Raw genomic sequence first — 25,853 nt, 5'->3', positions numbered from 1 at the left:
CATGCCATTAGCCAAGTATTTCAGCGGGCAGACGCCGCGCTTTATCAAGCCAAACACCAGGGAAAACATCTCCTTATCATTTATGAAGAGGCGCATTGAAACAACGCTGTAACGTCGCTTCGGCAGCAGTGCTGCCCATGGCGGTTAAGTGGGCAATATTACGCTCAGGGATCAGTGCCGTATCGCCATAAAAAGCGATCGCTTTTTCAACGCTTGCTTCGCGCAACAGGTGCACCATCGCATAGGGCGAGCGATTGGTGTAATTCGAAGCGTCTTCCGGTTCGGCATCAGCAAAGCAGTAATCTGGGTGAAACGTGGCTAACTGATAGATACCGTCATAGCCCTGCTCTTCTAGCAGGCTTTCCGCGAACTCAACGTAATCTAAGTAGTGGTCGAAATTTTTAAACAACGTGGGAAATACCAAGAGCGTGGTCTCGGTTTCAGGGTGCTCATTTAGCCACTCAATCTCAGCCACTAACTCTTCCAGGGCGACTTCCATTTTTTTTGAGCGCACGACTTCCACGCGGATACTGCCATTCTCTAACTCGCGCTTAGCAAAGGGACAAATATTGTGCTCCACAATAAAGCTGCGTACCCATGCCAACGTCTGTTCGATAATGGTGCTGTCTGTTACTTGCATGACGACTCATACCTTCGGTACTGAATTAAGGGCGAAATCTCTCAGATAAGGCGAGTTTACCTGGCAACCGCTGTCTTGGCTTTAGGCATGCTCTTGGTAACGTGCCAGCGCCACTTCATAAGACTTGTGAATATGGTCGTCCATTAGCGCTCGTGCGGCGGCTGCATCGCGTTGAAGCGCCAGCTCCACTAATTCATGGTGCTGATCATCCAGTGCTTGGCGGATGGTCGGCATTTTTGGCCCTAACCGCCGATAACGATCAAACTGGTCGTGTAACTGCTCAATAAAGCGCAGTAGCCACACCGAGCCACAGGGCGCCACTAGCGTTCGATGAAACTGAGTATGCAGGCGCTCCCACTCTTCCCCTTTATCCAGCGTAATATCCGCACGCTTTAGCCGATGGGCGGCAGCTAATAAATCTGCCTCCCATAGGGCATCCCCTTGGGCAATGGCACGCTCAAGCGCCATACCTTCAAGCTCGGTGCGCATCTGGGCAATATCATCCAGCTCATCACGGGAGAGCTTGGGCACTCTAAAGCCACGTTGATTCTCTTGCTCTAGCAAGCCATACGCCGCCAGTTTGTTGAGCGCTTCACGCAGCGGGCTAAGCCCTACTTGGTACTGCTCTTTTAGCGCATTAATCGCCAATTTTTCCCCTGCTTTAAAGCGCCCCCCCACCAAATCTCTGTGCAGTAGATCGTAAATGGGGCTAGATGCCTTACCGGTAGGGAGCTGGATATGCTTGTTCATGCCGGAGTCCTTTTGCGTGCCTTACGCAATGCATCGGTTAACGGAGATTCTTCATGTAGATGTTGACGCCTCTTACAAGGCTCACCTATATTCTATTTTAGACAAAATAATCGATTTTTTAACTTACAAACGATAAACAGGCATTTCGATGATTTCTGATGCAGCGTTTTTTCTCACACAGCTTCCTCTACAGGCACCTGGAAAATGAAGCAAACCGCACTTTTGTGGGCCTTTTTCCGCGTCGGGATTTTTGGCTTTGGCGGCGGCCCTTCCATGATACCGCTGGTACGTGCAGAAGTTGTAACACGCCATCAATGGCTCACCGATGAAGAATTTGCCGATGTACTGGCGATTGCGAACACCTTGCCTGGGCCTATTGCGACAAAAATGCCTGGATATATTGGTTATCGCGTAGCAGGAACCAGCGGCTGCGTCATTGCGGTACTCGCGACTATTTTTCCCATGGTGGTGGCCATGATTGTGATGTTAGGCATTTTTAGCCGCTACCGCGACGTAGGCTGGATACGGGGCATGGGGCAGGCCGTGATTCCGGTCGTCATGGTTATGATGGGACAGCTGACCTGGGATTTTTTCGACAAATCACAGGCAGCGCTAGGCTGGCTGGCAAGTGCTGTCATGGCAGTCGCTGCCGGTGCCATTATTTATTGGCTGGGCGTACACCCAGGCTGGGTGATTGGCGCCATTCTGCTAACAGCCCTGCTTCGGCCCACGCATAAAAAACCGGCGGAGGGCTCAGCATGATCTATTGGGAGCTGTTCTTAGCTTTTTTTATTCCCAACATTATTGGTTATGGCGGCGGCCCGGCGATTATTCCGCTTATTGAAGCGGAGGTGGTGGGTCGCTATGGCTGGATGTCAGCACAAGGCTTTGCCGAAACGCTGGCTCTCGGCAACGCGCTTCCCAGCCCAATTGCCACCAAAATGGCAGGCTATATCGGTTATGAAGTAGCAGGCATAGGCGGTGCGTTGATTGCCGTTGCGGCGACTGTCATTCCCTCACTATTACTGATGCTAGGGGCGCTTGGGTTGCTCTATCGCCATCGAGACTCCCCCCGGGTCAAACGGATGAGCCAATGGGTTCGCCCGGTCATCGCGATGATGATGGCGTGGTTAACCTTAGGCTTTTTACTCGAAAGCGTTACTACCAGTGGAGCCATACACACGCTGATTATCGGCATCGTAGCAGCAATTGCATTGATTCGCTTTAAAACGCATCCCGCCTTTGTGGTTATGGGTGCATTAGTTTACGGAGGGCTTTTTCTTTCTTGAACATCCACTAGCACATAAAAAGTATTAGCTGTACCAGAAACATACAATAAAGACCTTAAACAACACACAACGAATGGGCCTACTGATGAAATTAAAAGCTATATTTACCGCCACTACACTTGCAGCCTCAATGTTTCTCCCCATGTCACTTTTAGCGGCAGATGACTATCCCAATAAGCCGATCGAATTTATCGTACCGTGGGGGCCTGGTGGAGGCAGTGATCTATTAATGCGCATTGTCAGCAAACACCTTGAAGCAGAGTTTGAACAAGCAATACCCGTTATTAATATGCCCGGTGCTAGTGGCACAGTAGGCTTACGTGAAGCGTCACGCCGTGCCAATGATGGCTACACTATTACGCAAATACATGAGGGTTTATTAATTGCTCACCATTCAGGCGTTACTGAGCTTAATTGGGATGATTTTGATGTTGTTTCAATGATGACCAGTGATAACTCAGTCATCGTAGTAAACGCAGATACTGGCTGGGAAACGCTTGATGACATGCTTGAAGATGTTAAAGCAAGTCCTGGTGAGTACCGTATGGGGGTTACGCTAGGAGGCATCCCTCATCTATGGGCCGTACAGTTTGAGGAGTCTACTGATACGCAGTTCGGCTACGTAGGTTATGAAGGCACCGGCGAGCGTTTACGTGCACTCGCAGGCGGACATATTACCGCTGCTATTGAAGATTATTATTCTGCCCGAGCATTTGTTGAAAATGGCGACTTAAATGTGTTGGCAGCCGCAACCAATGAGCGTATTGAAGAACTACCTGACACTCCGACGCTTCAAGAGCTAGGTCATGACCTTGAGTTTTTGGTAACGCGAGGCATTGTAGTGCCTAAAGGCACGCCAGAATCAATTATTGAGAGGCTTGAAAGTGCGCTTGCAAATGTTGCTGTTAGCGAAGGTTTCCAAACCGATATAGAAAACGTAGGGGGAAGCGTACGTTACCTTAATCGTGAAGACTATACCGCGTATCTAGAGCGCAACAATGAGATTATTGGAAATAACGCCCACCTCCTTGACTGAGGTAATATCGCGTTCATTAGGAGGCCATTATGGAGCGTAGAAGTTCAGAGGCAGCTTTAATTCCTGCTTTACAGCTGCTTTCTTATCTAATTATCGCCCTCGGTGCATTATTCATGGCCTTCAAGGCCGGCTCTTTGCCGGCCTCTCGTTGGGAGCCAATGAATGCAGGCACTTTTCCACAAATAGTTTTTTTAGGCATCGTGGTGCTTTGCGTAATAGCGGCTATTTCTGACATAACAAAGCATGGTTTTCCGCTTACGGCTTTTAGCATTGCCTGGAAAAGACTAGTTTCGCTTAAATCGGTCATTATTAATCTAGCTTTTTTCATTACTTACATGATAGCAATGCCTTTTGCTGGATTTATTATTAGCACTTTTACTTACTTAGTCGCGGCTCAATTTTATTTGGCGCCCAAAAAGCCAATTACAGTACCTATTGTCATTTTCGTCGCCATTCTTTTTTCTGCAGGGCCTTACTATTTATTTTCAGAGGTCTTCAGCATCTATCTTCCCCGTGCTCAATGGTAAGGTGAATTATGACTGACGCTTTTCTCATCGCGCTAGGGGGCGTAACAGAACCCTATACGCTATTACTTATGGCAGTAGCAACGTTTGCAGGTATCGTTGCCGCTGCAATCCCTGGTTTTACCATTACCATGGCGATCGTTCTTACGCTGCCGCTCACATTTGCGATGCCCCCCATGCAGGGTATTGCAGTTATGTTATCGGTTTATGTGGGTGGATTAAGCGGGGGCCTATATAGTGCTGCACTGTTGGGTATACCAGGAACCCCTTCATCAGTCGCGACAACGTTTGATGCATTTCCTATGGCTAGGCAAGGCAAACCCGGAAAAGCGCTATCGCTTGGGTTATTGGCCTCATTTGTGGGTTCAATCATTTCTATTGCTGTACTAATCGTTGCTGCTCCCCCTCTTGCGCTCCTGGCCGTTAAGTTAGGCCCCTGGGAATATTTTGCGCTTATCATTTTTGCGTTGACTATTATCGCTAGCCTAGTGGGTGATTCTCTTATCCGAGGTTTAATTGCCGGCCTTATAGGTATTGGTATCGCTACTATAGGGCCCGACCCTCTCATGGGGCGTGAACGATTTACCTTTGGCTATGAAATTTTGACAGCAGGCATACCGTTCCTGGTGGTCTTGATAGGCATGTACGCCATGAGCCAGTTACTCTCAGAATTAGAGCCTAATACCGCAGGCAAACAGCAAGCGTCTAGCACACTGATTAGCGGCGATATGCGCCCTCATCTTTGGCAAACTGTCAAAGACATAATGTTAAAGCCAGTCAACGTAATAAGATCATCACTACTAGGTGTATTTATTGGTGCCGTCCCCGGTGCGGGCAGTTCCATTTCAAACCTTCTAGCTTACGATCAAGCTAAGCGGGCTTCAAAACACCCAGAAACGTTTGGCAAAGGAGAACCTGAAGGTGTTGTAGCCTCTGAATCGGGTAACTCATCAACAGTCGGCGGCAGCCTAATACCTTTAATAGCATTGGGTATACCAGGGTCTCCGGCCGATGCGGTTCTTATGGCCGCTATAATGGTACATGGCATTAGTATTGGGCCACGCTTAATCCTTGATCACCCCGATTTGGTATATAGCATGTTTATTGCCATGGCGATTGCCTCTGTTTTCATGCTATTTATTGGCGTAGTTTTAATGCGCGCGTTCTTACGTCTGTTAAACGTACCTAAATATATTGTAGTTCCAGCAGTATTAGCGTGTTGCGCCATTGGTACTTACACCTTGAATAATCGCTTATCTGACCTTTATCTGCTCGCTTGCATAGGTGCAGTGGGATACCTCCTTAAAAAGCTCGACTACCCACTCGCCCCGTTGGTACTAGGCGTTGTATTAGGGCCTATTGCGGAAACCAACTTAAGAAGAGCTTTCCAAACCAGTACTGATTGGACGCTGTTTTTCACAAGGCCAATTTCAGCTCTTTTACTAACACTGGCGGTTGTTTCTGTCATTTACAGTATTTATAGCTACATGAAACAACGCCGTTTAATGACTCAACGCCTCGGTACCACACCAGAATAGGAGCGCTCATGCACACTGACCCACACTATTACCCTTCGGCCTCACGACGCATGGTTACTTTTGGGAAACGCGGTATGGTGGCGACGTCTCAGACGCTTGCCGCACAAGTAGGCATCGATATTTTACGAAAAGGTGGCAATGCCATCGACGCTGCTATTGCGACTGCAGCCGCTTTAACCGTGGTTGAACCAACCTCAAATGGTATTGGCAGCGATGCCTTTGCTCTTGTATGGGTAAAAGATGAGTTATATGGATTAAATGCCAGCGGGCCTGCGCCAAAGAGTATTTCATGCGATGCCGTTAAAAGCTTAGGCTATGATGAAATGCCAGCCCATGGATTAGTACCGGTCACAGTTCCCGGTGCACCGGGCGCTTGGGCGACGATGTCAGAGCGTTTTGGAAAGCTCCCTTTCGAGCAACTATTAGCGCCTGCTATTGAGTTAGCTGAAGAGGGATTTGCCGTATCTGCAGTCGCTAGCCAGCTTTGGAAAACCGCTGAAGAGCGCTACGCAAAATACAACACAGAACAGTTTGCTCCGTGGTTTACACATTTCACTCCCAACGGCAAAGCCCCCGACCCAGGCGATGTTTGGCGTTCCCCCGATATGGCAAAAACGCTGCGTGAAATTGCCAACACAAATGCTAGTGCGTTTTATCAAGGAAGCTTAGCGGAAGCGATGGATGCCTTTTCACGCGCACATGGTGGCTTCTTACGAAAAGAAGATTTACAGGCTTTCAAACCAGAATGGGTTAAACCCATCAGTGTCCGCTATCGTGGTCATGATATTTGGGAAATTCCGCCGAATGGCAGCGGCTTAATTGTGCTGCAAGCCTTAGGTATACTGGAAGCGTTAGGCAAAAAATCTAACGACCCGCTAGAAACCCTTCACCGTCGTATTGAGGCAACAAAGCTTGGTTATGTAGACGGCTTACACTACGTTACCGAACGCTCAGCGATGCAGCCTAGCGTTGAGCAGATGCTTTCTAGTGATTACCTCTCCCAACGCGCGGACCTTATTGGCCAAGATGCCCTTGATCCGGTTCATGGTAATCCGCTAAAGGGGGGAACAGTTTACCTAGCGACCGCTGACGATGATGGCAATATGGTGTCGTTTATTCAAAGCAATTTTGAGGGCTTTGGTTCCGGCATTGTGATCCCGGGTACCGGCATTAGCCTGCAAAACCGAGGCTGGTCGTTCTCGCTTGACTCGGAACACACCAACGCATTGGCTCCTGGCAAACGTACCTATCACACCATTATCCCGGGCTTTATCACTAAAGATAACCAAGCTGTTGGGCCCTTTGGTGTGATGGGCGGCTACATGCAGCCTCAGGGCCAAGTGCAGGTGGTCACTGCGATGATTGAGGATCACCTTAACCCGCAGGCAGCGCTGGATATGCCGCGCTGGAAGTGGACAAAAGGCAAAACCATCGAAGTTGAAGCCGACTTCCCCAACCACTTAGCGCTCGCGCTGGCTCGTCGCGGTCACGACATCGTTAAAGTCGCTGATTCGATCAGCTTCGGCCGAGGCCAAATCATTCTGCGCGACCCTGAAACAGGCGTACTGCAAGGCGGCACCGAGCCGCGCACCGACGGGGCTGCACTGCCGCTTTAACGCTTCACGCCTACTGCTACGCAGCGTAAATGTGGCGGGCAGTAGGCTGGCTATCAACGCCAAAGCACCGCATCATAGCAGCCTCTTTTTTTAATGTTGCTGATCAATGACACCGCCACCATCACCTTCTCCGCCCCACTCCCCCTTCAGCGGCTTCTTTAGCGTTTTCCGCTATAGCCGCAGCGCGCTTACCCTTGTTTGGGAAACTTCCCGCTGGATGATGCTGGGCTTAGCACTCTGCACCTTAGTGGCGGGTGTGCTGCCTGCGGTGGCAGCGTGGGTCGGCCAGCTGATTGTGGATGGCGTGGTGGCAGCAATGGAGAGCTACCAGGCCGCGAGTTCACCCAGCCTCCTGGAGACATTGACACCAGTGCTGGGCTTAGTGGCTCTTGAGGGGCTGATTATTGCGCTGATCGCCCTGGCCCAGCGTGGGCTATCGGCCCAGCAGTCGCTGCTGCGGGCTATGCTAGGCAACAAAGTCAACGTAATGATTTTAGAAAAAGCGGGCACGCTCTCGCTTGGCCAGTTTGAAGACTCAGAGCTTTACGACAAACTGACCCGCGCCCGCCGGGAAGCCTCTACCCGCCCGCTTGCCTTAGTCAATAAAACCTTTGGGCTGCTACAGAACGCCATTTCGCTGGCAAGCTTTGGTTTTTTACTGGTGCAGTTTTCCCCCTGGGCGCTGCTTATTTTAGTTGCTGGCGCGCTGCCGGTGTTTCTTTCAGAAGCGAAATTTTCCGGCGATGCGTTTCGGCTATTTCGCTGGCGTTCGCCCCAAGCCCGCATGCAGATGTATTTAGAAACAGTGCTGGCTCGGGAAGACAGTATCAAAGAGGTAAAGCTCTTCGGCTTAGAACCCTTGTTTTTGCAACGTTACCGAGACATCTTCAACCGACTGTTTGTTGAAGAGCGCCTGCTAACGCTGCGTCGAGAAAGCTGGGGGTTTATCCTTGGCCTGCTTGGCACACTCACCTTTTATGCCGCTTACGGCTGGGTGGTGGTAGAAACCATTGTAGGGGCCCTCACCCTTGGTCAAATGACCATGTATCTGATGGTTTTCAAACAGGGGCAAGGCGCCTTATCAGCCAGCCTGACCGCCATCAGCGGCATGTATGAAGATAACCTGTACCTATCCAATCTTTATGAATACCTTGAGCATCCCACCGACGTTGAAGAAGGCCATCTCACCCAGGGCGTTGCCCCGGGTGACGGGCTGCGCTTTGAGCACGTCAGCTTCTCTTATCCTGGTGGTGGTGAAGTGCTACACGATATTTCGCTTCATTTGATGCCGGGGAGCAGCCTGGCGTTAGTGGGAGAAAACGGCTCGGGCAAAACAACGTTGATTAAGCTGTTAACGCGGCTTTACCACCCAACTAAGGGGCGGATTCTGTTAGATGGTAGCGACTTAAGATCCTGGGATACTCAGGCATTGCGGGAACGGGTCGGGGTCATTTTCCAGGATTTTGTGCGCTACCAACTAACGGTGGGCGAAAACCTCGGCGTGGGCGATACCCAAGCGTTTGACGACGAACAGCGCTGGCAACAGGCGGCGCACAATGGCATGGCGGATGAATTTATCACCCGTATGCCCAGTGGCTATCAAACCCAGCTAGGGCGCTGGTTTAAAAATGGTCAAGAACTATCAGGCGGCCAGTGGCAAAAGGTAGCGCTTTCACGCGCTTATATGCGCAAAAATGCCGATATTTTAGTGTTAGATGAACCCACTGCCGCCATGGATGCCGCCGCAGAAGCGGAAGTATTCGCCCGTTTTCGGGAACACAGTCGTGACAAAATGACGATTCTGATTTCCCACCGTTTTTCCACCGTACGTAGTGCTGAGCATATCGTGGTAATTGACCAAGGGCACATTATAGAACAAGGCACCCATGAATCGCTGTTAGAAGAAAACGGTCGCTATGCGTCGCTGTTTCACTTGCAGGCCGAAGGCTATCAATAAAAAAGCCGACCTATTAGGTCGGCCAAGCTGATGAGAGCTGCTCGGTAAAAAGTCGAGCAGTAAGATGCCTGGGAAAGGCATCGCCAAAGCGCCTACTTAAGCGGCTTGGCGATACCCTCGCCCAGAGGATTTACCTTTACGTGAGTAGCTTCCTTTACCTTTTTTGGGTGTTTGCTGCTGCATTTTGAACATGGGCGTTCGCAGCTGTGCTTTTAGTGCATTATCGCGAACTTTGCCTTTTTGCATAAAATAGATCCTTTTTAAAAAAGCTTATATGGCTCTTTACGGCAACTATCTGAGTACGTTTTGTCTATTAGGTTCCTGTAAAATTCAACACGACGTTCACTAACGTAGCTGATATATCGTCAAAAGTGGGCGCCAGCCACCATGCTCACCCAGCCGGCTAGTCGCTTGCGCCAAGGGCGGTTATGCCAGCGGTCAAGATCGTAATGCTCTGCATGGCGAATATCCTCCTCGACCAACTCACGAACGTAACGGGCAAACTCTTCATCGTAAACGTTGAGATTGCCCTCTTTGTTGATCCGGAAGGAGCGATTATCGAGATTGGTAGACCCAATGCTGGCCCAGCGGTCGTCGATACTGATCAGCTTGGCATGATACATCGACGGCTGATACTCATGAATATTCACACCAGCTTCAAGCATGGGTCGCCAACGGTTAACCGAGGCATGGCGAACAAAGCCTTTGTCGATACTGTCGCCAGGCACCAAAATATTGACCTCCACACCGCGCTCGCGGGCTTCTATCAGCGCTTCAAGAAAGTGTTCATCTGGGTAAAAGTACGCTGAACCCAGTGTGATACGCTGCTCAGCGGTAGCAATCGCTACCATTAGCATTTTGCGCATACGATGACGCCCCTCGATGGGAGTACTAGTCACCATCTGAGCATCCAGCTCCCCTTGGGGCTCAAGTTCGGGGAAATAGGCGTCACCCAGTAACAGCCGACCGCTGGCGTCCAGCCACGTATCAACAAAAGCCGCCTGCATATTGGCGACTACCGGCCCCTTTACAAGAAAGTGGTGGTCACGATAGGCCAGACCATCATCGTCAGGTAGCCAATTGTCGGTAATGTTAGCACCGCCAATAAAGCCGGTGCGGCCATCTACCATCAGCAGCTTGCGGTGAGTACGGTGATTAAAGTGGGCCAGCTCATACCATGACGGCTTACGCCAGCGGATCACGTCGACACCCGCCTCCTCCATGCGCTCAAACTTATTAACCGCCGCAGCGGATGAGCCCACATAGTCGATCAGAGCATGTACCGCCACACCACGCTCTGCCGCCGCTATCAAAGCATCGACAAACGGCTCTGTGGCCTTCTCCCCCCAGAACTCAAACGTCTCAAAGGTAATCGATGTTTCAGCAGAGTCGATGGCTTCCAGCATCGCCGCATAGATGGCCTCGCCATCCTGAAGGGAGTCGATACGGTTGCCCGCGACGATGGGCTGCTCAAAGATAAGCCCCATACTTCGGCGGAAGTCTGCATCGCGGGTATTAAAATTCACCGAGACGGGCTCAAGCAACCGTTTAGGCGAAGGCATAGCGTTATAAAACAGTACGCTGCCTAGGGCGAAGAGCAACGTAATAACAACGGTGGTTAAGGCAATGAGCCGAGTTCGACGTTTCACAGATAGCTCCCTGCCTTATGAGTTTGGCCCATGATTGCAGTTGCCTGGACGTAATTCCAGCGATTCAGTCAACCTCACTCAGCGCGCTACGCCATATGCTCGGCAATCGCTTCAGTGGTACATTTTTCAGCGGCTGACGGCACCATGCTCACCACGCTTCCCACCACAATCACGCACGGTGAAGGCAGCGGCTGAGCGGCTAGCTGCTCAGGCATATCCGCTAACGTCCCCACCAGCGATTGCTGCTCAGGCTGGCTGGCATTGGCAACCAACATAATCGGCCACTGATCGGGGAGCCCTGCTTGGCGTAGGCCATGGCAAATGGCGTCGACTTTGGAAAGCCCCATATAAAACACCAGGGTTTCATCTTTACGCGCCAGCGTCGTCCAATCGGGAGCACCACCTTCACGGCACAGCTGTGCGGTAATAAAGCGCAACTGCTGGGCGTGGCCACGATCGGTGAGAGGAATACCCATGCCAGCGGCGGCAGCCGATGCAGCGGTAATGCCAGGGACAATGTGCGCCGGTAATGAGGCATTGGCTAACGCTGCTAACTCCTCCCCCATTCGCCCAAAGACGCCAGGGTCGCCGCCTTTTAATCGCACTACCGATTTCCCCGCGTGGGCAAGTTTAACCATTAACGCACCGATTTCAGCTTGGGGCACGCTGTGGTGGCCGCTAGCTTTACCCACATAATAGCGCTCGGTGCCCGCAGGTATCAGTGCCAGCACATCATCCCCCACCAAGCGGTCGTAGACCACGGCATCGGCCTGCATCAATAGCCGTGCCGCTTTAAGCGTTAGTAGCTCCACATCGCCGCTGCCCGCACCGACTAAATACACCGTTCCAGCACGACACTCGCCAGTTAACGGCAGGTGTAAACGAGCGGCTGCCTCGCGACCAAAGGGCGCTAGCACCCGCTGGCTTAGGCGCATAAAAGCCCCTAGCCATTTTTGGGTTAGCTGTTTGCTTAGCGCGCGCATTGGGCCGCTCCTTTCCGTAATACTAATTAACGATGTGCGCTCCCAGCCTCTTTAACGCGCTAGCAGTGCAATCACCACAACAGCCATCGCCACTGAGACCCCCTTCCAAAACAGCACGGGATCGCGCTCCAATAGCGGTAGTTTAGCGCGATTAAGTATCTCGGTGCTTGGCGAACGCAGCTCAAAGATGAATTCCGAAAGCGCCGGATAACGGTAGTGAGGGTTGGGGTGCAAAGCTTTTTTGAGCAGCTCATCCACCCAGGCGGGCAGTGCGCGATTTTCGCTCAGCGCCGATTGGTAGGCAAGTTTGTGCTGTGCCGCCCGGGTGCGGGTTTTGGCCACCTCGGTGCCATAGAGCAGCGTGCCGGTTAACAGTTGGTAAGTGATCACCGCCAATGAATACAGGCCAGCGCGGGGCGAAAACGCATAAAGGCGTTAAGCCACTTCAGAATTAGGGGATTGCTTAGCGCGCGCACTGGGCCGCTCCTCTTCAATAAGTGATTTCAATTCGGGAATACAGCTGCCGCACTGGGTACCGCAAGCAAGCCTTGCGCCCAGCGCTTCCACGCTGACATCGCCCTCGCGAATAGCCTTTACGATGGTGGTTTGGCCCACTTGATGGCAGCTACAAATGACCGGGCCGGTTTCCGCAGCGCCGTCATCACAACCTGCCAATAAACGGCGGCGATGGGTGTCGCTTAAGGACGTGTCATTAAACCGGGCTTCCAACCATGCCAATCCAGGTAGCTCTTTAGGGGGGCCTACCATTAGCCACCAGCAAAGCTGACCCTTTTCTACGCCAACGGCGCGCAATCGTCCGTTAGCAGGATCTTGACTCATCACAGAGAGCGGCCTCGGCATCCACGCGTTTATCTGTGCTAGCCAGTCATTAATCGGTTGGGTGTTGGCAAGCTGCCAACGCTGGCAACCGCGCATCGGCGTACGGGCCCAGTAGGCACTTTCACACCAGGGCGACGCATCGCTCAGGCCATCGGCGACGATCAGGGTGGCTTGCCAATCGGTGGGTAGCGCTGCCAATGCTACAGCGCCATGCTTCGCTTCCGGCTGGCCGGAAAGTAGGTCGGTGATGCTATCAATCAACGCACTACTTCTGGCTTGTTTGGTGAAGCAGTCAGTCCAGTGGATAGGCACAAACACGTCGCCGCGGCGCTGGGCGCTCGATACCCGGACACGACCAATGAACTCACCCTTCGCCGCGGTTAACACCGCAAGCTCTTGGTCAACCACACCAGCGCTGCGCGCATCGTCAGGATGCACTTCTATAAAGGGCTCCGTACGGTGATTCATCAGGCGTGGCGAACGGGCTGTGCGTGTCATGGTGTGCCATTGATCGCGAATTCGTCCGGTGTTCACGCGCAGCGGGTAGGCAGCACTGAGCGCTTGCTTAGGCCCCTGTGGCCGTATGGCGAGTAACTTGGCACGGCCATTCGCCGTAGCAAACTCGCCGTCTGCAAACAGGCGTGCCGTCCCATGGGGAGCCGCCTTTGTGACCGGCCACTGAATGGGTGCTAAAGCGTCGTAGCCTTCCCTACCCAGGCCAATCAAACCCGATATATCAAACAGCCGCTTTGAACCTTTTGAAGAGGCTTCATTTTCGAACCCTGACAGACGGGCGTGCTCGTCGAAGATTTCCCAGGGATGCGTGTAGTTAAACGCCTCAGCAAACCCTAAGCGTTTCGCCACCTCACACATTATCCACCAGTCGTGCTGCGCCTCACCGGGGGGTGGCAGCATGCCCCGCTGGCGAGAAAGACGGTACCGTTCGGAATTGGTCACGGTACCGTCTTTCTCTGACCAGCCCGAGGCGGGTAGCACAATATCCGCATAAGGCAGTAAGTCGGTGTGGGCGGCGCATTCGGAAACGATCACTAGCGGGCACTTTTTTAGTGCGGCCCGAACTCGCGCTGCACCAGGCAGGCTGATGGCGGGATTGGTGGCCATCACCCAGAGCGCTTTTATCTCACCCCGCTCAATAGCTTCAAAAAGCTCTACTGCTTTATAGCCCGGGCTATCCGGCAAGCAAGGTGTCAGGCTATCAGTCGTCCAGAAGCGGCTAACAAGGTCGAGCGCACCGGGAGTGTGGTAATCCATGTGCGCTGCTAGCTGGTTAGCCAGCCCACCCACTTCGCGGCCACCCATGGCATTAGGCTGGCCCGTCATCGAAAACGGCCCTGCCCCCGGCAAGCCAATCTTCCCCCCGGCCAGGTGGCAGTTAATAATCGCATTGCACTTATCGGTACCGCTGGCGGATTGATTAATCCCCTGCGAGTAGAGCGTGACCACATGCAGCTGGCTGGCAAACCAGTAGTAGAAGGTTTCCAGACGCTCGGGGTCGACATCACAGGCAACCGCTACCTCCGCTACCGATCCCGCTGTTTGCTGCGCGGCTTTCAGCGCCTCTTCCAAGCCTTCGGTGTGGCGCTCCAAATAGAGCGTATCGAGCTTTTGATGTTGGGCCATCCACGCCAGCAGGCCATTAAAAAGATAAGCATCGCTACCCGGCTGAATCCCTAGATAGAGGTCGGCAATCTCGCAGCTATCGGTGACGCGGGGGTCAATTACCACCACGCGCATCAACGGGTTGCGCTCTTTGGCTACCTTCAAACGCTGATAAAGCACCGGGTGATTCCAGGCCAAGTTAGAACCCACCAGCACCACCAGCTCCGCCTCTTCCAGGTCTTCGTAGTTACACGGCACCGCATCCGCACCAAAGGCACGCTTGTAGCCAACTACCGCCGAGGCCATGCAGAGCCGAGAATTGGTATCCAAATGAGGCGTACCCAAAAAGCCTTTAAACAGTTTATTGGCCACGTAGTAATCTTCTGTCAGCAGTTGGCCCGATAGATAAGCGGCAACCGTTTGGGCTCCATACTCGTCCCGCAGGGTATTTAAGCGGTTAGCGGTGGCGCTCAACGCGGCGTCCCATGAGACCTCCACGCCATCGACACTAGGGCGAGTCAGCCGCCCATGGTGTCCTAAGGTTTCGTGTAGCGCAGAACCTTTGACACATAGACGCCCAAAGTTTGCCGGATGCTCGCGGTCGCCTTCTACAGCGCTCAGCGTGCCCGCTTCAACCGCCGCCTTCACGCCACAACCGACGCCGCAGTATGGGCAGGTTGTTTTGGACTGCTGCCCTGCTTTTGCCCCTCGCATAACACCTCCTCGGGTCGTACCTGAACGCTGTCTTAAACAGGTGTTTAAATGCCGGACATAAAAAAACGCCCAGTCCCTTTCCCTAAAGCGCGATACAAACGCATTAGAGAAGAGGGCTGGACGTCGTTGCCACAGCGCACCTTCAGTGGTGCAGACTATTTTTTTACAACTGAAAATTTCTAACAGCTACACATTTTCTAACGGCTACTTATTTTTCTTGCGGCTTTGGAATTGCTCGCTGCCATCGCCAAATAATGAGTACCTATTACTTATTAACTGTCTTGTGGGTTAGGTAACTGCAAAATAAAGACCCAAAGCTATAATTTTAAAAATTATTAAATAAATACAAATACTTATAAAAATAGAAATAACATCGAAAGCCACTACTTGGCTCTCAGAGCAAGACAAAGTGGTGCCCAAGAGTGCATGCACCGCCCTTTTTCGCACCATCGCTGTGCACCCTGTCCAAATATCCGCGCTACCACTGCCCCGTACCAACAACTTAACTAACTGACAGTGTTGAACAAATAAACATTAATGGCCAGCTGGCTCGCTCCTTGCTTGATAAAGCGTAAGATTTTTAAGTACTTGGCGGCCAATGGCGGCTGCCCTGTGTTTGAAAACGGATTTAAAACGACGCTATCGGGCAACGACGCCCCTGACGCGCACTCTTTTTGCAGTTCTATGCAAAGAGGTGCACGACAGGGGCGTTTTTTTTGTTTGGTGCTCAAGCAGCCGCAAAGACACAGAGGAGCCCCCATGGAAACTACTTCACGGTGCTCACCCAGCGACCATCTAGTAATAATTGGCAACGGCATGGCAAGCCATCGCTTGATTGAGGCCTTGGTCAAACAGCCCAAGCGTCCCCAGCGCATCACAGTGATTGGCGCCGAGTCAGCGCCTGCTTATAACCGCATCCTGCTCTCTCCACTACTGGCCGGTGAAGTGCAGCAGGATGCGCTGACGCTGCGCGATGCCACATGGTATGCCGAACAGGGTGTCACGCTAATACTCGGTGAAAAGGTCGAGACACTTGATCGCTCACGCCAGACATTGATCACCGATAACGGGCGGTCGCTTGATTATGACCGCCTGGTAATTGCCACCGGCTCGCGCCCGACACTGCCCGACGTTCCGGGTATTGAGCTTGCGGGGGTGCACGGCTTTCGCGATTTGCAAGATGCTGACGCGCTGACCGATATTGCCCAGCGCGGCGGTGACACCCTTGTGATTGGCGGCGGCTTGCTGGGCCTGGAGGCCGCTGAAGGGCTGCGTAAACGCGGCAATGATATCAAAGTGAGCGTGCTCCAACGCAGCGAGCGGCTGATGAACCGGCAGCTGGATGTTACCGCAGCGCACCTACTTAAAGACGAACTGACTCAGCGCGGTTTAACGATCATTACCGGTGCTCAGTTAGCACGGCTAGAAGGCGACGCACAGGGCCGGGTTGCTAAGGTACACCTTGCCGATGGCCGACAGTTACACGCCACCAGCGTGATTATTGCCGCTGGCATTACCCCCAATATCGAGCTAGGCCACCAGGCAGGCCTGACCACCCTGCGGGCTATTGTGGTGGATCAGTGGCTAACCACCAGCGACCCCGCAATTTATGCGCTAGGCGAGTGCTGCCAGTTTGATGGCACTACTTACGGCTTGGTAGAACCGATTTGGCAACAGGTAGAAGTGCTTGCCGCCACGCTATGTGGCACCGCTATCCAAGGCTACACAGACACCCCCAGCGCGACCAAACTCAAAGTCAGCGGTGTGGCGCTCTACGCCTTTGGCCCTACCGAGGCTAGCGACGAGCATGACGTATTGAGTTACCACGACATTGAGCGTGGCGACTACCGTCGCCTGCTGCTGCGCGACGGACGGATTGAAGGCGCTGTGCTCTACGGCGATACCCGCCAAGGCCCTTGGTATTTCGAGCAGGCGCTCGCGAGCAATAACCTTAACGACTGCCGCCAAGCACTGTTGTTTGGTGCGGCTGATGTAAAGGCGCTCAAAGATCATCAAAACGATACACCTCATTTATCGACGTCAGAGGCGGCATAACTATGTCTATGAAGAGCATGTCTATGAAGAGCATGTCTACCAAAAACACGACAACTCCCGAACAGCTCATCATTATCGGTAACGGCATGGTCGGCCACCATCTGGTCGAGCAGCTAGTCGATAACGGTGGTCTTGAGCGCTACCAAGTGACGGTGTTTGGTGAAGAGCGGCATCGCGCCTACGACCGCGTACATCTATCTGAGTATTTCAGCGGGCGCGACGCCGAATCGCTAGCGCTATGCGAGGCGGATTACTACGCTACCAGCGGCGTGGAGCTACGCAGTGGCGAAGCCGTGATCGAGATTGACCGTAACGCTCAGGAAGTCGTTACCGATCAAGGCCGCTACGCCTATGACCGCTTAGTCCTGGCGACCGGCTCCTTCCCTTTTGTGCCACCGATTCCCGGCAACGACCGTGAGGGATGCTTGGTATATCGCACCCTAGATGACTTAGATGCCATTCGAGCCGCCGCCGAAAATGCCACTAATGGCGTAGTGGTGGGCGGTGGCCTACTGGGTTTGGAAGCAGCAAACGCCCTGCGCGGCTTAAATCTAGATACCGCCGTCGTCGAGTTTGCCTCCCGCTTAATGCCGATGCAGGTAGACAGCGAAGGTGGCGAGCTGCTGCGCGAAAAAATCGAGTCACTCGGCGTGCAGGTCCTTACCGAGCGCGCGACTCAACGCATCGAAGACGGCGATAACAGTCTCCACCGCATGGTCTTCCAAGACGAAAAAGTGCTGGAGACCGACCTGATTGTATTCTCTGCCGGTATTCGTCCCCGCGACCAGCTCGCCCGAGCGTGTGGCCTGGAACTTGGTGAGCGTGGCGGCATCGTGGTGGATGATCATTGCCTTACCAGTGATCCAGCCATCCTTGCCATTGGCGAAGTCGCGCTATGGAACCAAAGCATTTTTGGCCTGGTGGCGCCCGGCTACCAAATGGCTAAAACAGCGCTCTCCACATTAACCGGCGGTGACGCCCGCTTTAGTGGTGCGGATATGAGCACCAAGCTTAAGCTGCTGGGCGTAGATGTGGGTTCGATTGGTGATGCCCACGGCAACCAGACCCCTGGCGCACGCATGTTTCGTTATTTAGACCCCATCAAGCAGGAGTACCGCAAGCTCGTGGTTTCTAGCGACGGTAAAAAACTGCTCGGTGCGATGATGGTAGGCAACAACAGCGTTTATGACACCCTGCTACAGTACTACTCTAACGGCATCGAACTGCCCGACGAACCCGCCTCACTGATTCTGCCGCAAAGCAGCGGAGCCGCACCCACGCTTGGCCCCGGTGCATTGCCAGAAACAGCGATGATTTGCTCCTGCCACAACGTCTCTAAAGGCGATATTTGCGCCACCATTGATGACGGTGCAGTGGACCTAGCCGGTGTAAAGGGCGCCACCAAAGCCAGCACCGGCTGCGGCGGCTGTACCGCGCTGCTCAAAAGTGTGGTCGATTACGAGCTGGAAGCGCGCGGCGTTGACGTCGATAAATCGATTTGCGAACACTTCTCCCATACCCGCCAAGAGCTTTACGACATTGTGCGCGTGGAAGGTATTAAAACCTTTAGCGAATTAATCGAAAAGCATGGCAATCAGGACACCCACTGCCTGGGCTGCGATATCTGTAAACCCGCCGTGGCGTCTATTCTAGCCTCCTGCTTTAACGAGCCGATCACCGACGCAGCGCATATTCCGCTACAAGACACCAACGACACCTTCATGGCCAACATGCAGAAGAACGGCACCTACTCGGTTGTTCCGCGCGTGGCGGGTGGTGAAATAACCCCAGACAAGCTAATCGCGCTAGGTGAAGTGGCCAAAAAATATAGCCTCTACTCCAAAGTGACCGGCGGCCAGCGCATCGACCTGTTTGGTGCCCGCCTGGAAGACCTGCCAGATATCTGGAGTGAGCTGATTGCCGCAGGCTTTGAGACCGGCCACGCCTACGGTAAATCGCTGCGTACGGTTAAATCCTGCGTGGGCAGCACCTGGTGCCGCTACGGCGTTCAGGACAGCGTCGGCATGGCGATTCAACTGGAGAACCGCTACAAGGGCCTGCGCTCACCCCACAAAATAAAGTTCGGCGTATCCGGCTGCACCCGCGAGTGCGCCGAGGCGCAGAGTAAAGATATCGGGATTATCGCCACCGAAAATGGCTGGAATCTCTACGTGTGTGGTAACGGTGGCATGCGCCCCCGCCACGCCGACCTGTTCGCCACCGATCTTGACGACGAGCAGCTCTACCGCACCATTGACCGTTTCTTAATGTTCTATGTGCGTACCGCCGACCGCTTGCAGCGCACCTCAGTGTGGCGCGAAAACCTCGACGGCGGTCTGGACTACCTCAAAGAGGTGATACTGGACGACCGCCTAGGCATCAACGACGAGCTAGAGCGCCAGATGCAAACCGTGGTGGATACCTACCAGTGCGAATGGGCCGATGCCATCAGCGACCCGGAGAAGCTCAAGCGCTTCCGCAGCTTCGTTAATGACGACCGCCCGGACCCATCAATCATTATGACCTCTGAGCGCGGCCAGCTACGCCCCGCTTAAGCGGCTCTTTTCACTGAATAAAAATGAGGCAACCCATGACCGCAACGGCACTGAAAAAAGAGAGGGATAGGGTGGATATTCAAAACAGCCAGGCGTGGCAAAAGGTCTGTACTAAAGCTGACTTGGTGGAGTTCTCAGGCGTTGCCGCCTGGCTTGAAACCGCCGAAGGCGCAGCCCAAGTAGCAATCTTCTACTTGCCAGGACAAGAGGCGGCAAATGAGCTTTTTGCACTTGACCACTTTGACCCTTTTTCTAACGCCAACGTCATCGCCCGAGGCATCGTCGGCGATCTTGAAGGCTCAGCGGTCGTCGCCTCGCCCCTCTACAAACAGCACTTTCGGCTTGAAGATGGCCAGTGTTTAGAAGATGAAGAGGTCAAACTGCGTACTTGGAAGATCGAGTTTAAAGGTGATGAGGTGTGGGTTGAGGGCTGATTCTCGATTCAGTGATTAATGGCTGATCAAGCGTAAACGCCGCCCCATCGGGTGGCGTTTTAAGTCTACTGATTACTTGGGAAGAGGCCGATTAGTCAACTTATGTCCTTTTTATAAAGCACGCTATCAAGCCTTAGCCCCGCCACTAATGAATAATCAGGCAGCTTTTCTCCCGCCTCAAATCCGACTTTTTCCAGTACCCGCCTGGAAGCACCGTTATCCACTGAAACAATCGCCGAGAGCGTATCCAGCCGGTAAACACTGCGTGCTTCATTGATCAAGAAGTGTAATGCGCGTTGGGCAATTCCGTGGCCGCACGCTTGCTCGCCAATGCGATAGCCCACTTTGCCTTGGCCGTTTTGCATATCGCGTAAATTGGCGCGCCCTACAATAGTGCCTCTTTTACGAATCAGCAGCGGGCTCATTCGACGTTGGGCGTTTAGCGCCAGGCACTCAATGATGTGCTGAGTAGTGCCTTGCGGAGTATAAAAACTCTGAGGGCGCGCTTCGATGTACTGCTCGAACCACTCACGCTCTTGGGTTTCAAATACCAACAGTTCGGCAGCATCTTCTGGGGTGATGAGTTTGAAGGTCAAATCGTTAGCATGGCGCATAAGCACGTCTCTCCCTGGGGTGCAAAGCAGGTGGCTAAAGGCTATTTCTGTGAACAAAAGATCAACAAAACGCTGACATTGCGCGCAGTGATATTGCTATGCTTGCCAGCCTCTTAGTCAAGCAGGCACTGGAGCCATAACGTTCATGAAGACTGAATCGAACACTTTAGCCTTCTCCGCATTTATGGCGCTATTGATTGGTAGCGCTGGCATTGCGGGAACGCTACTTTCTAACTCCCAAGCGATCCTGCTGGATGGGCTTTTCAACCTTATCTATTTTAGCGTCGCACTGGTGACTATTAAGGTAAGCAAGTTAGCTAACCTTCCGGACAGTGACGCTTACCCGTTTGGTTACAGCTACTTTGAGTCATTAGTTAACCTTTGCAAAGGGCTGTTAATTTTAGGCGTATCTATTTTTGCGTTGGTCGATGCAGTGGCTGCCCTGCTAACTGGCGGGCGGGCAATTTCACCGGGGGTCGCCGTCGTCTACGCGCTATTCGCCACGGCAGCTTGCTCACTGACGGCATGGGTAATGCACCGCAGTCAGCGCCATGTTCGAAGCCCGCTGGTCAGCGCTGACAAACTCAACTGGATAGTGAATAGCGTCATCTCTGCCGCCGTACTCGCAGCATTCTGCCTCGTCATGCTGTTTGAGCGCATAGGGTGGCAGGTTATTCTGCCCTATGTGGACTCAGTGCTTGTGATTGCGGTGGTGGTACTCTGCCTAGGTGTGCCGGTACGCATGGCATCCCAAGCGCTGCGGGAGTTGCTTAACAAGGCGCCTGAAGAGGCGATTGCGGTACCCATACGCCAAGCAGTCGCCCGTGCGCTAGCCGACATAGACACCCATGAAGTACGAGTACGCATGGTTCGCCCAGGCCGGCTTCTCTATGTGATTGTGCATGTAGTCTTATCCAAAGACCTCTCAGAAGCATTACTGACTAACCAAGACAGGCTGCGTCAGCGCATTGATGAAGAGGTGCGCCGCGAACATTCGCCGGTAGTATGTGACGTGGTGTTTACCGCCGATACCCGATGGGCAGCGCCCTCCTGTGGGCTGTTGGTTAAAAAAGCATAAGCGTTTTACGCGACGCCATACGCCAATAGGCACCCGAAGGTGCCTAACGCCCAACTTCTAGGTCGACTACCAGGTCATCGCGGAATAGTGAGGGACTGAACTCATAAGGATAACCGCCCGGATTAGCAATAACACGGGTACCGTTATGCAGACGGTCGACCGGCTCATGGACATGACCATGTACCCATAGATCCATTTTCCCCATCAATTGCGGCAAGTGCGAAGCAAAGGCGGGAGAAAGCGCATCGCCAAGATACTGGTCAGGAATGCAGCTATGTAACGGTGCGTGGTGGCTAATGACTACTTTGGGGCCATCAAAAGGTTTCGCGAGTTCACGGCTTAACCAGTTGAGCGCCTCTATGTGTAGTTCCCGACTGGCCTGGGGCGTAAAGGGCTGCCCAGGAGCCGTGGTGACAATGCGAAAGTCGGGCATGTAACGCATTGCTTTTGCTTCGGTATCTTGCGGGTTCCGCGTTGGGTCGTCCACATATAGCGCAAAATCGGTCCAAAGCGTGGTGCCATAAAAACGTACCCCGCCCAGGGTGATGGCTCGGTTATCCAGTAATTCAATCTGATAGCGCGCAGCTTCAAGGGCTAACTCTTCACGCAGCTGGGGCATGCAGGTGCCGTAAAACTCATGATTTCCCGGCACGTATAAAATAGGTAGCATCGGAAACTGCTGCCTTGCCCAGGCCAGCCCTTCCGTTTTCCGGTGAATATCTCCGGCCAGAATGATGATGTCCGCCTCTATCTCGGGCAGCTCACGATGGCCATCAAAAAACTCCAAATGAAGATCAGACAAAATTCGTAAGCGCATATAAATTCTCACTTATCTTTATGACTTCACGCGGCTGATAAACTGGCTGGCAAGATGAACGACGAGGGCCTCTGCTTCGCGGTGAGGCACATGATGAATACCAGGCAGAATCTCGCAGTGTGCGGGGCCATGCACATAGCGCGCTATTTGCTCGGGCTGCCGGTGGGAGCCGTACTCATCTTTTTCACCATGGAGAACCAGCGTGGGGCAGTCGACCTGTTCCAATGCAGGCCTCAGTGACCAGCTTTCAAATGCTGGGTGCAGCCAAATATCCGTCCAGGCATGCAGCACCCAGCGGGCTTTATCGCCATGGTATTTTTCGAGCTTGGTAAACTGCTCTGGCGCTTCAAATGCGACCTGGGCGTCTTGTATACCCTGCCGGGTGCGGCGCTCGTTGATGGACTGGGCCGCAATGGTAATGAGCCCCGTACACTGCTCAGCGTAATGCCCGGCACAGTGCACCGCCATGCCGCCGCCAACGCTATGACCAAGGGCGATAAATTGCTCAAGCTGAAACGCAGCGTAAAGTGCCGCAAAGCTTGTCGTCGGTTCATCCTCAATAAACGTGTGCAAAGGGGGAGCCGTACATGGATCAGAGCGGCCATAGCCTAGCCGGTCGTAGGCAATCACGCGCTGCTGGGTAGCAGCGCAAAGCGCTGCGGGAAAGCTGCGCCACAGCTCAACGCAACCCAGCGAGTCATGAAAAAGTACAATGGGGGTGTCGCAACACGCCTGCTGCGGCTCCCAAGTACGAGTAAATAAGCGACCGCCGGGGGAGGCTATCCAGCGGTCGTGGAAGGTTATCGTCATGGCATGGCTCTTAAGCTAGTCAGTTGTTATTAGTGATCAGCAGTCAACATACCATGCTAGGTACTGTGCTGATTCTCTAGCGTTTTAAGAAGTTACTCTTTACTAAATGCACCACTTCATCCATCCGCCCGCTGAGCACCGCTTTCGCGGAGTAAAGCGCCGTGGAGGCGACTTGTCCAGCTTCCACCTTTGGCGGCATGACAAGTTCCATGGGGTTAACTACCACATCTAATAATGCAGGGCCTGGATGTGCCAACCACTGGCGAATGGCCGCATCTAGTTCACTCTCCTGCTCTACCCGTTGCCCCCATAGACCCATTGCACGCGCTACTTCACCGAAATCAGGGTTTTCTAGCTCCGTGTAAACATCCAGCAACCCTTCGACCTTCTGCTCTAGCTCTACAAAGCTCAGCGAGCTGTTGTTATAGACCACGATTTTAAGCGGGGTTTGCTGCTGTACTAAGGTAAGCAGATCCCCCATTAGCATCGATAAACCTCCATCCCCACACATAGCAATTACCTGGCGTCCGGGGTGCGCTAACTGAATCCCTAGCGCTTGCGGGTAGGCGTTGGCCATGGTGCCGTGTTGCAAACTAGATAACGTCCGCCGCTGTTCGGCCGACCGAATGTGGCGCAACATCCACACATTGACGCTGCCAGTATCAGCGGTGAAAAAAGCGTTTTCAGCGGCATGGCGATCAATTGCCAGGGTGAGTTCCTGGGGATGAATCACATCGGCGTCCTGGCTCTTATTCGCCGACTTCTCCAGTGACTTGGCATAACGCTTTTGGCATTTCTCTAGCCAGCGCGTCCGGTCATTGGCTTCCACTACCTGGGAAAGTGCTTCACAGGTATCACGGATGCTGCCGACGATGCCCACATCAACGGGGTAGCGCTTGCCAATTTGCGTGGGGTCATGGTCTATCTGAATAATAGAGGCGCGTTCGGGGTAGAACTGGGTAAACGCAAAGTTGCAGCCCAGCATAAGCAACGTGTCGCACTCTGCCACCGCGTGATAACCACCCTCCAGGCCATAAACTCCCGTCATACCGACTTGGTAAGGGTTATCGTATTCGATGAAGTCTTTTGCTCGGGATGTCCAGGCGATGGGGGCCTGTAGCTTTTCTGCAAGCGCGATTACCTGCTCTCGGGCATCTTCACAGCCTGATCCCGCAAAAATCGTAATATTACCGCCTTTATTAAGCTGGGTGACCGCTGGCACCAAAGCCTCTGCACTGGGTCGCAACGAGTAGCTAAATTGATGGGTGCGGTAATCAAGCTGGTTTTCAGGGGTTTGCGTCATCACATCGCCTGGCACTATGAGCACCGCCACGCCGCGCTTGGCAAGCGCAGCTTGAGCTGCATGCGCCGTCATTCGACGCGCCTGCTCTGGCGAAACGATGGTTTCGCAAAACACGCTGTACTGCTTAAAAATAGGCGCTTGGTCTACTTCCTGGGGAAACTGGCTACCCACTTCCCCTAGCGATATTTGGCTAGCAATCAGCACGACTGGCGAGCCGTTTCGATGCGCATCAAATAACCCATTAACGAAGTGCAGACTACCCGGGCCACAAGAACCAGCGCACAGCGCAAGCTCTTGTGTCATATAGGCTTCGCCGCCGGCGGCAAAGCCGCCGACCTCTTCATGGCGAACCCCTACCCAAGCGATATCACTTTTTTGTAACGCATCAGTGAAGTGGTTAAGCGTATCGCCCACGATGCCATAACAGCGTTTTGCCCCTGCCTTTTGCAGTGTATCGACCATGATTTCAGCAACATTTGCGCTCATTGACGACTCCTTTCGCAACGGATATTTGCAGTAGTAATGTCAAAAATAATATCAATAACAGCACTACAGCCTAGCTGCTGATCGACTTCTTTGCTGCCCTGTTATGGCAACAAAGAAATCAAATGCTGCAATGCAGCAAGAAAGAACTATACTGCAGGGGTGTCCCTAAAGGAGGACCCCAATGATGATTACATTAGCAACCTATGCGCGAGACGGTGAAGTGCTCTCTTTTTGGGGCTTACAAGCCAGATGGCAGAAAGCCGCTAATGAGGCGTTAGCCATCTATTTTGGCTAAAACTAGTCGTATTCACCGCATTTACACCCCTTTAGACGAAAAGATAACTACCCAAGCCGACGTTACTCGTCGGCTTCTTTATGTTATGAAAATCTTTTCCATTCAATGACGTATGAGATTTTTACATCTATTTGTAAGCTAAAGCTTACGCTTCATAGCTAATTGCTTACACCTTTTGGACTACCTCTGGGGCTGAAAAGCGCCTAATATCTGACATTACAGCTAACTTGCTGCATAGCACAACGTAAGC

The 25,853-nt window shown here is 52.9% G+C and carries 21 protein-coding genes; 11 read left to right on the top strand and 10 right to left on the bottom strand.

The features are described 5' to 3' along the window. Positions 1–76: 76 nt before the first annotated feature. On the bottom strand, positions 77–640 hold the full coding sequence (locus BB497_07535) for a hypothetical protein (GenBank protein ID AVI62563.1): 564 nt from the start codon (positions 638–640) through the stop codon (positions 77–79). 81 nt (positions 641–721) lie between these two features. Continuing rightward, positions 722–1,390: a GntR family transcriptional regulator gene (locus BB497_07530; GenBank protein AVI62562.1), complete on the bottom strand. Its 669-nt coding sequence runs from the start codon at positions 1,388–1,390 to the stop codon at positions 722–724. Positions 1,391–1,594: 204 nt separating this feature from the next. Here BB497_07530 and BB497_07525 point away from each other — a divergent pair, with 204 nt between their 5' ends. The 7 genes from BB497_07525 to BB497_07495 all read left to right on the top strand — a co-directional run bounded on the left by BB497_07525 (position 1,595) and on the right by BB497_07495 (position 9,350). Further along, a complete protein-coding gene (locus tag BB497_07525; GenBank protein AVI62561.1) occupies positions 1,595–2,152 on the top strand; it encodes a chromate transporter in 558 nt (185 codons plus the stop codon). After that, positions 2,149–2,679: a transporter gene (locus BB497_07520; protein ID AVI62560.1), complete on the top strand. Its 531-nt coding sequence runs from the start codon at positions 2,149–2,151 to the stop codon at positions 2,677–2,679. Before BB497_07525 ends, BB497_07520 begins: the two co-directional genes overlap by 4 nt. A gap of 73 nt (positions 2,680–2,752) precedes the next feature. Further along, positions 2,753–3,715, top strand: coding sequence for a hypothetical protein (locus BB497_07515; protein AVI62559.1), 963 nt, complete (start codon positions 2,753–2,755; stop codon positions 3,713–3,715). Between the two features lie 29 nt (positions 3,716–3,744). After that, complete coding sequence (locus tag BB497_07510; GenBank protein AVI62558.1) at positions 3,745–4,242, top strand: hypothetical protein; 498 nt, start codon at positions 3,745–3,747, stop codon at positions 4,240–4,242. An 8-nt stretch (positions 4,243–4,250) separates the two neighbouring features. After that, positions 4,251–5,777, top strand: coding sequence for a hypothetical protein (locus BB497_07505; protein ID AVI62557.1), 1,527 nt, complete (start codon positions 4,251–4,253; stop codon positions 5,775–5,777). 8 nt (positions 5,778–5,785) lie between these two features. After that, the gene (locus BB497_07500; GenBank protein ID AVI62556.1) at positions 5,786–7,393 is read left to right on the top strand and encodes a gamma-glutamyltransferase; all 1,608 of its coding nucleotides are present in this window, start codon (positions 5,786–5,788) and stop codon (positions 7,391–7,393) included. Positions 7,394–7,499: 106 nt separating this feature from the next. After that, positions 7,500–9,350, top strand: coding sequence for an ABC transporter permease (locus BB497_07495; GenBank protein AVI62555.1), 1,851 nt, complete (start codon positions 7,500–7,502; stop codon positions 9,348–9,350). Positions 9,351–9,715: 365 nt separating this feature from the next. On the opposite strand, the gene BB497_07490 is transcribed toward BB497_07495, so the two are convergent. The 4 genes from BB497_07490 to BB497_07475 all read right to left on the bottom strand — a co-directional run bounded on the left by BB497_07490 (position 9,716) and on the right by BB497_07475 (position 15,156). Then, positions 9,716–10,999 carry a cardiolipin synthase B gene (locus BB497_07490; GenBank protein ID AVI62554.1) on the bottom strand — a complete coding sequence of 428 codons (1,284 nt, stop codon included), beginning with the start codon at positions 10,997–10,999 and terminating at the stop codon, positions 9,716–9,718. Between the two features lie 86 nt (positions 11,000–11,085). Further along, the gene (locus BB497_07485; protein ID AVI62553.1) at positions 11,086–11,982 is read right to left on the bottom strand and encodes a uroporphyrinogen-III C-methyltransferase; all 897 of its coding nucleotides are present in this window, start codon (positions 11,980–11,982) and stop codon (positions 11,086–11,088) included. A 51-nt stretch (positions 11,983–12,033) separates the two neighbouring features. Then, complete coding sequence (locus tag BB497_07480; protein ID AVI62552.1) at positions 12,034–12,378, bottom strand: hypothetical protein; 345 nt, start codon at positions 12,376–12,378, stop codon at positions 12,034–12,036. Positions 12,379–12,417: 39 nt separating this feature from the next. Next, a complete protein-coding gene (locus BB497_07475) occupies positions 12,418–15,156 on the bottom strand; it encodes a nitrate reductase (protein ID AVI62551.1) in 2,739 nt (912 codons plus the stop codon). 759 nt (positions 15,157–15,915) lie between these two features. On the opposite strand from BB497_07475, the gene BB497_07470 reads away from it, so the two are divergent. From BB497_07470 to BB497_07460, 3 genes are read left to right on the top strand one after another with little or no spacing between them, the layout of a single operon-like run. Continuing rightward, a complete protein-coding gene (locus BB497_07470; protein AVI62550.1) occupies positions 15,916–17,211 on the top strand; it encodes a nitrite reductase in 1,296 nt (431 codons plus the stop codon). Between the two features lie 32 nt (positions 17,212–17,243). Continuing rightward, the gene (locus BB497_07465; GenBank protein AVI64296.1) at positions 17,244–19,766 is read left to right on the top strand and encodes a nitrite reductase large subunit; all 2,523 of its coding nucleotides are present in this window, start codon (positions 17,244–17,246) and stop codon (positions 19,764–19,766) included. A 35-nt stretch (positions 19,767–19,801) separates the two neighbouring features. Next, the gene (locus BB497_07460; GenBank protein ID AVI62549.1) at positions 19,802–20,200 is read left to right on the top strand and encodes a nitrite reductase small subunit; all 399 of its coding nucleotides are present in this window, start codon (positions 19,802–19,804) and stop codon (positions 20,198–20,200) included. A gap of 95 nt (positions 20,201–20,295) precedes the next feature. Here BB497_07460 and BB497_07455 read toward each other — a convergent pair whose 3' ends face one another. Continuing rightward, a complete protein-coding gene (locus tag BB497_07455) occupies positions 20,296–20,814 on the bottom strand; it encodes an alanine acetyltransferase (protein AVI62548.1) in 519 nt (172 codons plus the stop codon). 145 nt (positions 20,815–20,959) lie between these two features. On the opposite strand from BB497_07455, the gene BB497_07450 reads away from it, so the two are divergent. Then, positions 20,960–21,892: a cation transporter gene (locus BB497_07450; protein AVI62547.1), complete on the top strand. Its 933-nt coding sequence runs from the start codon at positions 20,960–20,962 to the stop codon at positions 21,890–21,892. A 43-nt stretch (positions 21,893–21,935) separates the two neighbouring features. On the opposite strand, the gene BB497_07445 is transcribed toward BB497_07450, so the two are convergent. From BB497_07445 to BB497_07435, 3 genes are all read right to left on the bottom strand, one after another. Continuing rightward, positions 21,936–22,709, bottom strand: a complete 774-nt coding sequence (locus tag BB497_07445) for a metallo-dependent phosphatase (protein ID AVI62546.1) — start codon at positions 22,707–22,709, stop codon at positions 21,936–21,938. Between the two features lie 18 nt (positions 22,710–22,727). Further along, positions 22,728–23,519, bottom strand: a complete 792-nt coding sequence (locus BB497_07440; protein ID AVI62545.1) for an alpha/beta hydrolase — start codon at positions 23,517–23,519, stop codon at positions 22,728–22,730. Between the two features lie 76 nt (positions 23,520–23,595). After that, complete coding sequence (locus BB497_07435; protein AVI62544.1) at positions 23,596–25,308, bottom strand: pyruvate dehydrogenase; 1,713 nt, start codon at positions 25,306–25,308, stop codon at positions 23,596–23,598. Positions 25,309–25,853 lie beyond the last annotated feature (545 nt).

It is taken from the genome of Halomonas sp. GFAJ-1, assembly GCA_002966495.1.
Classification (GTDB): Bacteria; Pseudomonadota; Gammaproteobacteria; order Pseudomonadales; family Halomonadaceae; genus Vreelandella.
The sequence above is the reverse complement of the archived record's forward strand: the minus strand, read 5'-3'. Positions and strand labels throughout refer to the sequence as shown.